The 15,085-nt window shown below is 66.7% G+C and carries 11 protein-coding genes; all 11 read left to right on the plus strand.

The window, feature by feature from the left end; genetic code table 11:
• Positions 1-19 precede the first annotated feature (19 nt).
• Positions 20-1,885, plus strand: a complete 1,866-nt coding sequence (gene typA / locus ACFRCG_RS23715; protein WP_380000026.1) for a translational GTPase TypA — start codon at positions 20-22, stop codon at positions 1,883-1,885.
• Between the two features lie 326 nt (positions 1,886-2,211).
• Positions 2,212-3,255: an ABC transporter permease gene (locus tag ACFRCG_RS23720; RefSeq protein ID WP_126643073.1), complete on the plus strand. Its 1,044-nt coding sequence runs from the start codon at positions 2,212-2,214 to the stop codon at positions 3,253-3,255.
• Positions 3,256-3,384: 129 nt separating this feature from the next.
• Entirely contained in the window at positions 3,385-5,148 is a 1,764-nt protein-coding gene (locus ACFRCG_RS23725) for an ABC transporter substrate-binding protein (protein ID WP_380034457.1), read from the plus strand.
• A gap of 130 nt (positions 5,149-5,278) precedes the next feature.
• Positions 5,279-6,262 carry an ABC transporter permease gene (locus ACFRCG_RS23730; RefSeq protein WP_380034459.1) on the plus strand — a complete coding sequence of 328 codons (984 nt, stop codon included), beginning with the start codon at positions 5,279-5,281 and terminating at the stop codon, positions 6,260-6,262.
• 62 nt (positions 6,263-6,324) lie between these two features.
• A complete protein-coding gene (locus tag ACFRCG_RS23735) occupies positions 6,325-7,437 on the plus strand; it encodes an ABC transporter ATP-binding protein (protein WP_380034461.1) in 1,113 nt (370 codons plus the stop codon).
• 41 nt (positions 7,438-7,478) lie between these two features.
• A complete protein-coding gene (locus ACFRCG_RS23740; RefSeq protein WP_379999724.1) occupies positions 7,479-8,612 on the plus strand; it encodes an ABC transporter ATP-binding protein in 1,134 nt (377 codons plus the stop codon).
• 509 nt (positions 8,613-9,121) lie between these two features.
• A complete protein-coding gene (locus ACFRCG_RS23745; protein WP_380034463.1) occupies positions 9,122-10,777 on the plus strand; it encodes an ABC transporter substrate-binding protein in 1,656 nt (551 codons plus the stop codon).
• A 164-nt stretch (positions 10,778-10,941) separates the two neighbouring features.
• A complete protein-coding gene (locus ACFRCG_RS23750) occupies positions 10,942-11,871 on the plus strand; it encodes an ABC transporter permease (protein WP_380034464.1) in 930 nt (309 codons plus the stop codon).
• The gene (locus tag ACFRCG_RS23755; protein WP_380034466.1) at positions 11,864-12,877 is read left to right on the plus strand and encodes an ABC transporter permease; all 1,014 of its coding nucleotides are present in this window, start codon (positions 11,864-11,866) and stop codon (positions 12,875-12,877) included. Before ACFRCG_RS23750 ends, ACFRCG_RS23755 begins: the two co-directional genes overlap by 8 nt.
• A 16-nt stretch (positions 12,878-12,893) precedes the next feature.
• A complete protein-coding gene (locus ACFRCG_RS23760; protein WP_380034468.1) occupies positions 12,894-13,937 on the plus strand; it encodes an ABC transporter ATP-binding protein in 1,044 nt (347 codons plus the stop codon).
• 55 nt (positions 13,938-13,992) lie between these two features.
• On the plus strand, positions 13,993-15,012 hold the full coding sequence (locus ACFRCG_RS23765; RefSeq protein ID WP_380034472.1) for an ABC transporter ATP-binding protein: 1,020 nt from the start codon (positions 13,993-13,995) through the stop codon (positions 15,010-15,012).
• Positions 15,013-15,085 lie beyond the last annotated feature (73 nt).

Consider the following 15,085-nt stretch of genomic DNA (forward strand, 5'->3'; position numbering starts at 1 on the left):
AGCCGAGAGACACGCAGCCGTGCCCACGCGCCATGACATCCGCAACGTCGCCATCGTCGCCCACGTCGACCACGGCAAGACCACCCTCGTCGACGCCATGCTGAAGCAGGCGGGCACGTTCAGTGCCCACCACCAGATGGACGACCGGGTGATGGACTCCAACGACCTGGAGCGCGAGAAGGGCATCACCATTCTCGCGAAGAACACCGCCGTCGCCTATCACCCCAAGGACGGTGGCCCCACGGTCACCATCAACATCATCGACACGCCCGGCCACGCGGACTTCGGCGGAGAGGTGGAGCGCGGCCTGTCGATGGTGGACGGTGTCGTGCTGCTCGTCGACGCGTCGGAGGGACCGCTCCCGCAGACCCGCTTCGTGCTCCGCAAGGCGCTCGCGGCGAAGATGCCGGTCATCCTGTGCATCAACAAGGTCGACCGTCCCGACTCGCGCATCTCCGAGGTCGTCGACGAGACCTACGAGCTGTTCATGGACCTGGACGCCACCGAGGAGCAGATCGAGTTCCCCATCGTCTACGCGTGCGCGCGAGACGGTGTGGCCACGCTCGTCCGCCCCGCCGACGGCACCGTGCCGACCGACAGCGACAGCCTGGAGCCGTTCTTCCAGGCCATCCTCGACTCCATCCCCGCCCCGGAGTACGAGGAGGGCGCGCCGCTCCAGGCCCACGTGACCAACCTGGACGCGTCCAACTTCCTCGGCCGCATCGCGCTGTGCCGCGTGCACCAGGGCACCATCCGCAAGGGCCAGCAGGCCGCGTGGTGCCGGCACGACGGCACCATCGAGCGGGTGAAGATCACCGAGCTGCTGATGACCGACCAGCTCGAGCGCAAGCCCGCCGAGGAGGCCGGCCCCGGCGACATCATCGCCATCGCCGGCATCCCGGACATCATGATCGGCGACACCATCGCCGACCCCGAGGACCCGCGTCCGCTGCCGCTGATCACGGTGGACGAGCCCGCGATCTCGATGACCATCGGCACCAACACCTCGCCGCTGGTCGGCAAGGGGGGCAAGGGCCACAAGGTCACCGCCCGCCTGGTGAAGGACCGCCTGGAGCGCGAGCTGGTCGGCAACGTGTCGCTGCGCGTGCTGCCCACCGAGCGCCCCGACACGTGGGAGGTCCAGGGCCGCGGCGAGCTGGCGCTGGCGATCCTGGTGGAGACCATGCGCCGGGAGGGCTTCGAGCTCACCGTCGGCAAGCCGCAGGTGGTCACCCGCGAGGTGGGCGGCAAGGTCCACGAGCCGGTCGAGCGGCTGACCATCGACTCGCCCGAGGAGTACCTCGGCGCGATCACCCAGCTCCTGGCGTCCCGCAAGGGCCGCATGGAGACGATGACCAACCACGGCACCGGCTGGATCCGGATGGAGTTCGTGGTGCCCGCTCGCGGCCTGATCGGGTTCCGTACCGAGTTCCTCACGGACACCCGCGGCACCGGCATCGCGCACAGCGTGCACGAGGGCTACGAGCCCTGGTTCGGCGAGATCCGGACCCGCAACAACGGCTCCCTGGTGGCCGACCGCGCGGGCGTGGCGACGCCGTTCGCGATGATGAACCTGCAGGAACGCGGCCAGATGTTCGTCGAGCCGACCACCGAGGTGTACGAGGGCATGATCGTCGGCGAGAACTCGCGCGCCGACGACATGGACGTCAACATCACCAAGGAGAAGAAGCTCACGAACATGCGCTCGTCCACCTCCGACGAGACCGAGAAGCTGATCCCGCCGCGCAAGCTGTCGCTGGAGCAGGCCCTCGAGTTCTGCCGTGAGGACGAGTGCATCGAGGTGACCCCGGAGACCGTGCGCATCCGCAAGGTCGTCCTCGATCAGAAGGAGCGGGGCCGCTCGGCCTCGCGTGCCAAGCGCTGATCACACGAAGGGCGCCGTTCGGCGACCCGAAACGAGCCGGTGACCTGCGGTCGAACCCGCAGGTCACCGGCTTTTCGCATGCTGAGACCAACTCGATATCTTTGCCCGGTTATATTCGTTATGTTTCCAATGCGATTAACATTTTCGAGCAAAAGTCGATCAGATTCGAAACTTCTAACAAACCTAAATGACGAATATCTTTCGCTCTCGGGTTTAGTATGACTGTCCTCTTGACGACACGGTAATTGGGTTGCGAGAGTCCGTGCGGCCACCAAACCAAACGGAATCCGGTCGCACTCGACCGCGACTCGGGGGTATTTGCAGTCATGACCATGCAACCCCAGCTGGTCCCGGAGGCGGGAGGATCCCCGAATCCGGGAACGCCCGACTCACCGCTCTCCGAAGCGGGGGTCGCGGCGGCACCGCAAGAGGTGGTCGGGCGATCGCCCGGCCAGCTCGCCTGGCGGCGTTTCCGCAAGGATCGCAGCGGCGTCATATCCGCGTCGATCGTGATTTTCTTTTTCTTGATCGCTTTCGCTGCGCCATTGATCGAAAAGCTGTACGGAAAGGACCCGTACACACGTTACGGGCAGATCCACCCGGGCCTGCTCAACGAGGTCGGCGCGCCCATCGCGCCCAACGGCGGCATCTCGGGCGAGCACTGGTTCGGCATCGAACCCGCGGTCGGCCGGGACGTGCTGATGCAGCTCGTGTACGGGATCCGTACCTCGCTGCTGCTGGCCGTGGTCGTGGTGATCATCGTGACGGTGGTCGGCACCATCCTGGGCATCACCGCCGGATACCTCGGCGGCAAGGTGGACTACGTGATCAGCCGGGTGATCGACACCCTGCTGGCGATGCCCTCGCAGTTGTTCTTCATCGCGTTCACCCCGATCGTGCTCGCGCTGTTCGTCAGCGAGCGCGAGACGACACCGACGATGCTCCGGGCGACGGCCCTGATCATCGTGCTGTCGTTGTTCGGCTGGACCCGGATCGCCCGCATCCTGCGGGGCCAGGTCCTGTCGATGCGCGAACGCGAGTACATCGAGGCGGCGAAGGTCAGCGGGGCGGGATCCGGGCGGATCATCTTCAAGGAACTCCTGCCCAACCTGTGGACCCCGATCCTGATCGTCGCCACGCTCGACCTGCCGACATACGTGACCACCGAGGCGGCGCTGTCCTTCCTCGGGGTCGGCATGACCGAACCCACTCCGGACTGGGGTCGGATGATCAACAAGGGTTTCGAAGGCATGCAGAGCGACGTCACCTACCTGGCCTTCCCGGCCATCGCGATGGTGATCTTCGTGCTCGCCTTCAACCTCCTCGGCGATTCGGTACGCGACGCGCTCGACCCCAAGTCGAACCGATGACCGGCCGGGGTCCACGCGCGGGCCGATCGTGCCCGTCGTGACCCCGGAGCCTGCGCAACCGCTCCTGCGTACGTCCCACCCGCCGCGGCACCTGGGCCCGGTGAACGGTTTCTTGGATGAGGGGATCACATGACATCGACGGGGAAGCGCCGATTCGTCGCGCTGTTCGCGGTAGGGGCCCTCGCAGCCTCGGCCTCCGCGTGCAGCAGCGGCGGCGGAGACAAGAAGGACAACACGGCGAAACCCTCCGCCAAGACGGCGTCCGTCGTGATCGGCACCGCAGCCGACTCGAAGGGCCCGGCGGCCGAGGTGCCCGGCGCCAAGAAGGGCGGCGTGGCAGGCGTCCTCAACCGCACCGGCTTCTCGCACCTGGACCCGGGTCGCGCCTACGTCAGCAACCTGATGACGGTGTCCGAGCTGATCTCGCGCCGGCTGACCACCTACAAGCGCGAGGGTGACAAGACCACCCTCGTCGGTGACCTGGCGACCGACACCGGCACCACCACCGACGGTGGCAAGACCTGGAAGTACACGCTCAAGGACAACCTGAAGTACGAGGACGGCACGCCGATCGTGGCCGCCGACGTCAAGTACGGCGTCGAGCGCATGTTCAACAAGGCGTGGAACGAGGGCCCGGTCTGGATCCAGGGCTGGCTGACCGGCTCGGACAAGTACTGGGAGACCTACCCCGGTCCGTACGACGGCGCGGAGCTGCCCAACGACAAGATCGAGGTGCCGGACGCGAAGACGATCATCTTCCATCTGGCCTCGCCGCAGGGCGACTTCCCCTTCGCCGCCGCGATGGGCACCACCGCCCCGATGCCCAAGGCGAAGGACACCAAGGAGCAGATCGACACCAAGCCGTTCGCCAGCGGCCCGTACAAGATCACCACGCACGAGCCGGACAAGCAGCTGATCCTGGACAAGAACCCGAACTGGGACCCGGCCAGCGACTCGGTGCGCCACCAGTACGTGGACCAGTTCAAGTTCGAGATGGGCATCCCGGGCGCGACGCAGTTCCAGCGGCTGACCGCCGCGGCCGGCAGCGACGCCGCCGCGTTCACCCTGAACGAGCGTCCCGACGCCAACTTCGCCCAGCAGATCGCCACCGACCCGGCGCTGAAGAACCGGGTCACGGACGGCATCGGCCCGTACGCGAACCGGTTCGACATCAACAACCTGCGGATCACCGACGTCAACGTCCGCAAGGCGATGGCGATCGCGTTCCCGCGCCAGTCCGCGCGACTGGCCGAGGGCGGCCCGACCGCGGGCGACTTCTCCACCACCATCGCCTCGCCCACCCAGTTGGGCTACGCGCCGTACAAGAGCCTGTTCGACGGTCTGCCGCCGGACGGCGACCAGGCCAAGGCCAAGCAGATGCTGGAGGCCGCGGGCAAGGTCGGCCAGAAGGTCGTGCTGTGCATCAACACGACCAAGGTCCAGCAGGAGCGCGCGCTGCCGATCATGGACATGCTCGGCAAGGCCGGCTTCCAGATGGAGCGCAAGGAGATCTCCGACAAGGAGTACTACGACGTCATCGGCAAGCTCGACACGCCGTGTGACCTCTACTGGGCCGGCTGGGGCGCGGACTGGCCGACCGGCTCGACCGTCTACACCCCGGTGTACGACAGCCGCCAGGTGCTCGACAACGGCCAGAACTACGCCAAGTACAAGAACCCGGCCGTGGACGCGGAGATCGACCGCATCCTGAAGATCACCGACACCAACGCGCAGGCCGTCGAGTGGATGAAGCTCGACGAGAAGATCATGCAGGACGTGCCGTCCATCCCGTACATCTACCAGCGTCACCGCCTGGTGTACGGCCCGCAGATCGGCGGCGCCGCGCTCAACTCCAAGGGCGCGATCGACCTGAACAACATCTTCATCAAGTAGCCGTCAGGCCCGTCGGCGGTCGATCCGCCCGTCGGTCGGTCGGTCCCGGGAGTCGCGCGTTCGACTCCCGGGACCGACCGGTCCGACCGGATCGACCGCCGGGGGCACATCGCGGAGGAAGACCGGCCTCATGTTTCGATTCCTGGTCCGGCGGCTGCTCGGCGTAGCGGCGATCCTGCTTGTCGTCAGCCTCATCACGTTCTACCTGTTCTTCGCCGCCTCCGGCGAGGACTCGGTCGTGCGCCTGTCGTGTGGCAAGAACTGCACGCCAGAGATGCGCGAGACGGTCCGGCACAACCTCGGCCTGACCAAACCGCTCCTGGAGCAGTATTGGATCTTCATATCCGGGATCTTCGCCGGCCGTAACATCGGTGAGAAAACCTGCAACTTCCCGTGTCTGGGCTACTCGTTCGCCAACAACCAGAACGTTTCGCACACGGTGGCGGACCGCTTCCCGACCACGGTGTCGCTGGCCATCGGCGCGGTCGTGCTGTTCATGACGCTGGGTATCGGGCTGGGCATCCTGGCCGCGATGCGGCGGGGCAAGAAGACCGACAAGGTCGCCACGGGCTTCGCGCTGCTCAGCGGTTCGGCACCGATCTACGTGCTCGGGCCCCTGTTCATCTATCTCTTCGTCCAGCAGTTGGGCTGGATGGATCGACCGCAGTATCACCAGTTCACCGACGATCCCTTCCAATGGGCGTCGGGACTGCTGTTGCCGTGGATCTGTTTGATGACCATCCACATGGCCATGTACGTCCGCCTCACCAGATCCACGATGGTGGACGTGTTGTCCGAGGACTACGTACGAACACTCAAGGCCAAGGGCCTGTCCGGACGCAGCGTGTACATCAAACACGCCTTCCGGGGCGCGCTCAGCCCGATCGTCACCGTGCTCGGCGTGGACATCGGCGTGCTGATGAGCGGCACGATCATCACCGAGAGCACCTTCAGCCTGCACGGCATCGGCATGCTCGCGGTCACCTCGGTGACCGACTCCGACCTGCCGATGATGATGGGCGTGGTGGTCATCGCGGCCAGCTTCACGATGCTCGCGAATCTCGTGGTGGACCTGTTGTACGCGGTCATCGATCCACGGGTCCGGCTCTCGTGAGAGGGCGGCGTCCGATGAGTCAGCGTCACCGTCCACCAGCCGCAGGGGCCGAGGAGCAGGGCATGGCCGCGAGTACCGATACCACCGCCGATCAGCCGACCGGCAAGGCCGAGACCGCCGGGAAGGCGGGGGCGTCCGCCCGGGCCGACGGCTCCGACGCGTTTTTGTCGGTGCGCGATCTGCGGGTGCACTTCTCCACCGACGACGGCGTGGTCAAGGCCGTGGACGGGTTGTCCTTCGACGTCGAGAAGGGCCGCACGCTCGGCATCGTCGGCGAGTCCGGCTCGGGCAAGTCGGTGTCCTCGCTGACCATCCTGGGGCTGCACAACCGGGAGAAGACGAAGATCGAGGGCGAGATCCGGTTCGACGGCCACGAGCTGATCTCCATGCCGGAGCGCAAGCTGCGCGACCTGCGCGGGCGACGGATCTCGATGATCTTCCAGGACCCGCTCACCGCGCTGTCGCCGTTCTACACGGTGGGCGAGCAGATCGCCGAGTCCTATCGGCGGCACCTGGGCGCCAATCGCAGCGACGCGCACGCGCGGGCGATCGAGATGTTGGACCGCGTCGGCATCCCGAATCCCAAGACCCGGGTGAACGACTACCCGCACCACTTCTCCGGCGGCATGCGCCAGCGCGCGATGATCGCGATGTCGCTGGTGTGCGACCCGGACCTGCTGATCGCCGACGAGCCGACGACCGCGCTCGACGTGACGGTCCAGGCGCAGATCCTGGATCTGCTCCGCGACCTCCAGGACGAGTTCGGCACCGCGATCCTGTTCATCACCCACGACCTCGGCGTGATCGCCCAGATGGCGCACGACGTGCTGGTGATGTACGCGGGACGCAGCGTGGAGAAGGGCACCGTGCGCGAGGTGCTGAAGAATCCGCGCCACCCGTACACGTGGGGGCTGCTGTCCTCGATGCCCAATCTCTCCGGTGACGTCGATGTTCCGCTGCGACCGGTGCGCGGTACGCCGCCGAGCCTGCTGGCGCCGCCGTCGGGTTGTCCCTTCCATCCGCGGTGCGACTACGCCGACGTGGTGGGGGGCGAGCGGTGCCGGACCGAACCGCCGCTCCTGACGCTGTCCGAGGGGCGCGGGTCGGCCTGTCACCTGAGCGCCGAGGACAAGCAGCGGATCTTCATCGACGACGTCCGCCCGCTGCTCGGTTGATCGCCGAGGCTCGGCCGACGGCAGAAAGCAGGAGAACGACGATGACCGAGACGATCAGCGAGACCCCGGCGCCGGCTCCGGACCCCGCGCCGAAGTCGCCCGGCGAACCGCTGCTCGACGTACGGGGGCTGGTCAAGTACTTCCCCGTCAAGGGCGGCGGCCTGGTCCGTCGCAAGATGCTCAACGTGCGCGCGGTGGACGGGATCGACCTGTCCGTCGCGGCGGGGGAGAGCGTGGGCCTGGTCGGCGAGTCCGGGTGTGGCAAGTCCACCACCGGTCGGCTGATCAGCCGGTTGCTCGAGCCCACCGGCGGCACGATCCACTACGACGGCAACGACATCACGCACGCGACCCGCAAGCAGATCGCCCCGATCCGCAGCCAGATCCAGATGATCTTCCAGGACCCGTACTCGTCGCTCAACCCGCGACAGACGGTCGGCGCGATCGTGAGTTCGCCGATGGAGGTCAACGGGATCAACCCCGAAGGTGGCCGAAAAAAGCGGGTGCAGGAGCTGTTGGAACGTGTCGGTCTCAACCCCGAGCACTACAACCGTTTCCCGCACGAGTTCTCCGGGGGCCAGCGGCAGCGGATCGGGATCGCCCGCGCGCTCGCGCTCCAGCCCCGGTTGATCGTGGCCGACGAGCCGGTGTCCGCGCTGGACGTGTCCATCCAGGCGCAGGTGGTCAACCTGCTCCAGGGCCTGCAGCGGGACATGGGCATCGCGTTCGTGTTCATCGCCCACGACCTCGCGGTGGTCCGGCACTTCTCCCAGCGGGTGGCGGTGATGTACCTCGGCAAGATCGTCGAGATCGCCGACCGCACGTCGTTGTACGCGAACCCGCACCACCCGTACACGCACACGCTGCTGGCCGCGGTGCCGGAGACGGACCCGGACAAGAGCGGAAACCGGACACGGGTGCACGCCTTCGGCGACATGCCCAGTCCGATCAACCCGCCGTCCGGCTGCCGCTTCCGGACCCGCTGCCCCAAGGCGCAGGACGTGTGCGCGAACGAGGAGCCCCCGCTGATCGGGATCGACACGTTGCTCGCGGGCCACCGGGTGGCGTGCCACTTCCCCGGTCCGCTGGAGGCGACCGCCAAGGCGGAGGAGACGATGCCCGAGGAGCGGATCGAGGCGGCGCTGGAGGCCGGCATCACGACCGACCCGGAGTAGCGACGCATCGCCGTGACGGCGAATCGTCATACCGCACCCGAGAACGGGATGCCACCGATTTGGTGGCATCCCGATTTTCGTGCTTTCCTGCAGGTCAGCTACGCGCGTTGAACCCGATGTGCCCGGTCGGTCCGCGCCGTCCCGTCCGAGCGAGTATCGTCACGCTCGGTAGCGTTTCTCGCTTTGTGAGACGAGGAAGGGGCGTCTTGTGGGTGTTCGTTCATCGGACTGTATGCTCCGGGCAGCGGTACATGGTGTCCGTTTGATACGGCTTCGTTACTGGTCTCATATGTCTGGGTTTCGAGATTGATCACGGATTTACGTGATCAAACTGAAACCTGCAGGGGATTGGTCACGGCCAATCGGTGACGGATAGTGGATCCGCTTGTGCTCGGAACCTGGTCACGCGCTCGGGGGCGCCGACTCTACGAGCAGCTGTGACGGATGCTTCCCGCTCGGGTGGCCCCGTTGCACTTCACTTCGGTAGTGATTCCATGAGGAGGCAACCCATGCGCGGAACAACGCGCGTGAAGTGGGTCGTCGGTGTGGCCGTTCTGGGCCTGGCCGCGACTGCGTGTGGCAGCAGCAGCGACGACAAGAAGGACGACAAGGGCGGCGGCGGTGGCAGCAACGGCCTGCCCGCCGGCTACTACTCGGCCTACAGCACCGACCCGCAGAACGGGATCCAGCCGGCGAACTCGAACGAGACCGGTGGGTTCTACGCCCTCCAGCTCATGTTCCGCGGCCTGTACACGTACGACTCCAAGACCGGCCAGCCCGTGCCGGCCATGGCGCAGTCGGTGGACAGCACCGACTCGACCAACTACACCGTGAAGATCAAGCCGGGGTGGACCTTCCACAACGGCGAGCCGGTGACCGCGAAGTCGTACGTCGACGCCTGGAACTGGGGCGCGCTCTCCACGAGCAAGCAGATCAACGCGAGCTGGTTCTCGCTGATCGAGGGCTACGACGCGGTGCACCCGAAGGACGGCGCGCCGACCGCCAAGGAGATGACCGGTCTCAAGCTCGTGGACGACAACACGTTCACGATCAAGCTGACCCAGCCGGTCTCGTCCTTCAAGTCGCGCCTGGGCTACGTGGTCTACGCGCCGCTGCCGCAGGAGTTCTACAAGGACCCCGAGAAGTACGGCAACGCGCCGATCGGCAACGGTCCGTTCCAGCTGGACACCGCCAACGGCGGCTGGGACCACAAGAAGTCGATCACCGTGAAGCGGTACGACAAGTACGCCGGTGACGACAAGGCGAAGTCGGCCGGTGTGCGGCTGAGCGTCTACACCACGTACGACGCCGGTTACACCGCGCTGCGCGACAACAAGCTCGACGTGATCGACCAGATCCCGACGTCGGCGGTCGGCAGCTACAAGAAGGACCTGGGCGAGCGCGCCATCGAGGCGCCGCAGTTCTCGATCCAGAAGATCGCCTTCCCGCTGTACGACGCCGCCTGGGGCGCCCCGGGCAAGGAGAAGGTCCGTCAGGGCATCTCCATGGCGATCGACCGCGCGAGCATCGTCAAGGCGCTGTACAAGGGTGCCGAGCAGCCCGCGACCGACTGGCTGGCCCCGAACATCCCGGGTTACAGCAAGGACATCACGGGTGACCTGACCAAGTACGACCCGGTCAAGGCCAAGCAGCTGATCGAGGCCGGTGGCGGCATCCCCGGTGGCAAGCTCACCATCGCCACCAACGCCGACGGCCCGCACAAGGAATGGGTCACCGCGGTCTGCAACAGCATCAACGAGTCGCTGAAGACCCAGGCCTGCGAGCCGAAGCTGTACCCCGAGTTCAGCGTTGCCCGTAAGGACATCTCCGGTCACAAGATGACCGGCGCGTACCGTACCGGCTGGAAGGCCGACTACCCGTTCCCGGACAACTTCCTCTCGGACATCTACTTCACCGGTGCCGCGTCGAACGACTCCGGCTACTCGAGCCCGGTCTTCGACGACCTGGCCAAGCGCGCCATGGCCGCCTCGGACCAGACCGAGGGCGTCAACCTGTGGAAGCAGGCCGAGCAGCAGATGGCGAAGGACGTTCCGTCCATCCCGCTGTGGTACTACGTGACCAAGGCCGGCTCCTCGACCAACGTCTCCAACGTTCAGTTCGACCCGTACGGCAACCCGGTCTTCACCGAGGTCACCGTCAAGTAAGCGATCGGGATACGACCCGGCACTGACCACGGTCCGGCCGCACCCTCGACAGGTGCGGCCGGATCTTGCCGGTGGCGGGCCGGGCCGGCGCGACGTGCGATCCACGGCGCCGGCCTCCGGTCCGATCTCTCGCTTCGGGCCGACGACGACAGCAGGAGGCTGGCATGGGGCGATATGTCGTACGGCGACTGCTCCAGATGATCCCGGTGTTCATCGGGACCACGTTCTTGATCTATTACATGGTGTACCAGCTGGGTGGCGACCCCATCTCGGCCATGTTCGGCGACAAGGGTGCCGACCCTGTCTTCGTGCGCCTGAAGCGGGAAGAGTTCCACCTGAACGACCCGCTGATCGTGCAGTACTGGTACTACATCACCGACCTGCTCCAGGGTAATTTCGGGACCAGCTTCAACGGTCGTCCCGTGTCCGAGGAGCTGAAGCGAGCCTTCCCGGTGTCGATCCGGCTCGCCATGATCGCCTTCGCGATCGAGGTCGTCGTCGGTGTCGGCCTCGGCCTGATCTCCGGCCTGCGCCGCGGCAAGTTCGCGGACACCCTGGTCCTCGCGGGCACGCTCGTGGTCATCTCGATCCCGGTCTTCGTCCTCGGTACCGTCGCGCAGTTCTGGCTCGGAACCCAGTGGGGCATCTTCGAAGCCACCGCGACCGTGGGCGACGCGACCTGGAGCCAGTTGCTCCTGCCCGGCATCGTGCTCGGTTCGCTCTCCCTGGCCTTCGTCGCCCGGCTGACCCGGACCAGCGTCGCGGAGAACATGCGCGCCGACTACGTCCGCACGGCGACCGCCAAGGGCCTGCCCCGGCGCCGGGTGGTCACCCGTCACCTGCTGCGCAACTCGCTCATCCCCGTCGTGACGTTCCTCGGTGCCGACCTCGGCGCGTTGATGGCCGGCGCGATCGTGACCGAGGGCATCTTCAACGTCGACGGTGTCGGCCGCCTGATCTACCTCGCGGTCACCAAGCACGAGAGCTCGACAGTGGTCGGCGCGGTGGCGGCACTGGTGATGATCTATCTGGTCATGAACCTGATCGTCGACCTGCTGTACGCCGTCCTGGACCCGAGGATCCGGTATGCCTGACATGAACAAGCAGCATCGTGAACAGCTGCCCACCGGCAGCGACGAGCAGCCCCAGTTCGGTTCGATCGAGAACCCGGGCCTGATGCTGGCCGACGAAGAGGGTGTGACCGTCGAGAAGCGCGGCGCCTACGCGGCGCCCGACGTGCAGGGACCGCAGGACAAGCCGCGCGGGGCGTGGGCCGAGGCGTGGCGCGAGCTGCGGCACAGCCCGAGCTTCTACGTGTCGGGCGTGCTGCTGCTGTTCCTGGTGTTCATGGCCTTCTTCCCGGGCCTGTTCACCGATATCGATCCCAGGCACTGCCCGATCCTCGACACCAACAAGGACCCCTCGGGGGACCACTGGTTCGGGACCAACGTGCAGGGTTGCGACGTGTACGCGCGCACCGTCTACGGCGCCCGCGCCTCGATCATCGTGGGTGTCGCCACGACCGCGCTGATCATGGCCGTCGGCGGTGTGATCGGCGCGCTCTCCGGCTACTTCGGCGGCTGGTTCGACTCGATCCTGGCCCGGGTCACCGACATCTTCTTCGGCATCCCGCTGCTGCTCGGCGCGCTGGTGTTCATGAGCGCGTTCAAGGACCGCACCGTGTGGACCGTGGTGATGGCGCTCGGCATCTTCGGTTGGATGCAGATCGCGCGCATCATGCGTGGTTCGGTGATCACCGTGAAGAAGTCCGACTATGTGGTGGCCGCCCGTGCCCTCGGCGCCGGTACCGGTCGCATCCTGAGTCGGCACGTGCTGCCCAACGCGGTCGCCCCGGTGATCGTGGTCGCGACCATCTCGCTCGGCACCTTCATCGCCACCGAGGCGACGCTGTCGTTCCTCGGTATCGGGCTGCCGCCCACCGAGATCTCGTGGGGTGCGGACATCAGCTCCTCGACCAACGCGCTGCGCGACTCGCCGTACCAGCTGATCTTCCCGTCGATCTTCCTCTCGGTCACGGTGTTCAGCTTCATCCTGCTCGGCGACGCGGTGCGCGACGCCCTCGACCCGAAGCTCCGCTGAGGGAGGGGACAGACAAGTGACGACGATCGACACGAAGAACAAGCCCGAGGGGCCGGGCTCGGCAGCCACCGCGCCGCTGCTCGAAGTGGACAACCTGCACGTCGAGTTCCGCACCCGCGACGGTGTGGCCAAGGCGATCAACGGTGTCTCGTACGACGTCAGCGCCGGCGAGACGCTCGCCGTGCTCGGCGAGTCCGGCTCGGGCAAGTCGGTGACCGCGCAGACGATCATGGGCATCCTGGACATGCCGCCGGGGCACATCACCGGCGGCGAGATCCGGTTCCACGGCAAGGACATGCTCAAGATGTCCAAGGAGGAGCGCCGGAAGATCCGCGGCCAGAAGATCTCGATGATCTTCCAGGACGCGCTCTCCGCGCTCAACCCGGTGTACTCGGTCGGCTTCCAGCTGGCCGAGATGTTCACCGTGCACCGCGGCACGTCCCGCAAGGACGCCAAGCTCAAGGCGATCGAGCTGATGGACCAGGTGCGCATCCCGGCGGCCAAGGATCGGGTGAACGACTACCCGCACCAGTTCTCCGGCGGTATGCGCCAGCGCATCATGATCGCCATGGCGCTCGCGCTCGACCCCGAGCTGATCATCGCGGACGAGCCGACCACCGCGCTCGACGTGACCGTCCAGGCGCAGGTCATGGACCTGCTCGCGGAGTTGCAGCGCGAGCGGAACATGGGTCTGATCCTGATCACCCACGACCTCGGCGTGGTCGCCGACGTCGCGGACAAGATCGCGGTCATGTACGCGGGCCGGATCGTCGAGCAGGCGCCGGTGCGCGAGCTGTACCGTCAGCCCACGCACCCGTACACCAAGGGTCTGCTGGAGTCGATCCCGCGCCTGGACCACAAGGGTCGCGAGCTGTACGCGATCAAGGGTCTGCCGCCGAACCTGATGCGCATCCCGTCCGGCTGCGCGTTCAACCCGCGCTGCCCGTACGCGCAGGACATCTGTCGCAGCGACGTTCCGCCGCTGCACGAGATCTCGGTCGGTCGGGGCAGCGCGTGCCACTTCTGGGAGACCGTGATGGAGGGAGAAGTCCGTGGCTGAGTCCCCGAACGGCGCGACCGCCGCCGATGTGCGCAAGGCCGTTCAGCCGGTGGCGATGGGCGAGCCGATCCTTCAGGTGCGGGGGCTGGTCAAGCACTTCCCGATCACCCAGGGCATCCTCTTCCAGAAGAAGATCGGCGCGGTCAAGGCCGTCGACGGCGTCACCTTCGACCTGATGAAGGGCGAGACGCTGGGCCTGGTCGGCGAGTCGGGTTGTGGCAAGTCCACGGTGGCCCGACTGCTGATGAACCTGGAGTCGATCACCAAGGGCAGCGTCCTGTACAAGGGCGAGGACCTGGCGAAGTTGTCGGGGCGCGCGCTCAAGGCGGTGCGCCGCAACATCCAGATGGTCTTCCAGGACCCGTACACCTCGCTGAACCCGAGGATGACGGTCGCCGACATCGTCGGCGAGCCGTACGACATCCACCCGGAGGTCGCCCCCCGCGGCGACCGCAAGCGGCGGGTACAGGAACTGCTCGACCTGGTCGGGCTGAACCCGGAGCACATCAACCGGTATCCGCACCAGTTCTCCGGCGGCCAGCGCCAGCGCATCGGGATCGCCCGGGGCCTCGCGCTCAACCCGGAGATCATCATCGCGGACGAGCCGGTCTCCGCGCTGGACGTGTCGGTGCAGGCGCAGGTGGTCAACCTGCTGGAGAAACTGCAGAACGAACTGGGTCTGTCGTACCTGTTCATCGCGCACGACCTGTCCGTGGTGCGGCACATCTCGGACCGGGTCGCGGTGATGTACCTGGGCCGGATCGCCGAGATCGGCACCGACGCGCAGATCTACGACCACCCGACGCACCCGTACACCCAGGCGCTGCTGTCGGCGGTGCCGGTGCCGGACCCGGACGGGCGCGAGCACCGCGAGCGGATCATCCTCACCGGTGACGTGCCGTCGCCGGCGAACCCGCCGTCGGGCTGCCGGTTCCGTACCCGGTGCTGGAAGGCGCAGGACATCTGCGCCGAGCAGGAGCCGCTGCTGCAGATCCGCACCGGCCTGGACGGACTGGCCGCGCACGACAGCGCGTGCCACTTCGCCGAGGAGAAGGACGTCGTTCACGCGGCGTAGCACCCGACCGGTCCCACGAGGACGCCCGGCCCCCGAGGGGCCGGGCGTTTTCGCGTTCCGGGGCCACGTACGG

Origin of the sequence: Embleya sp. NPDC056575 (assembly GCF_042793325.1) — a bacterium.
Lineage (GTDB): Bacteria > Actinomycetota > Actinomycetes > Streptomycetales > Streptomycetaceae > Embleya.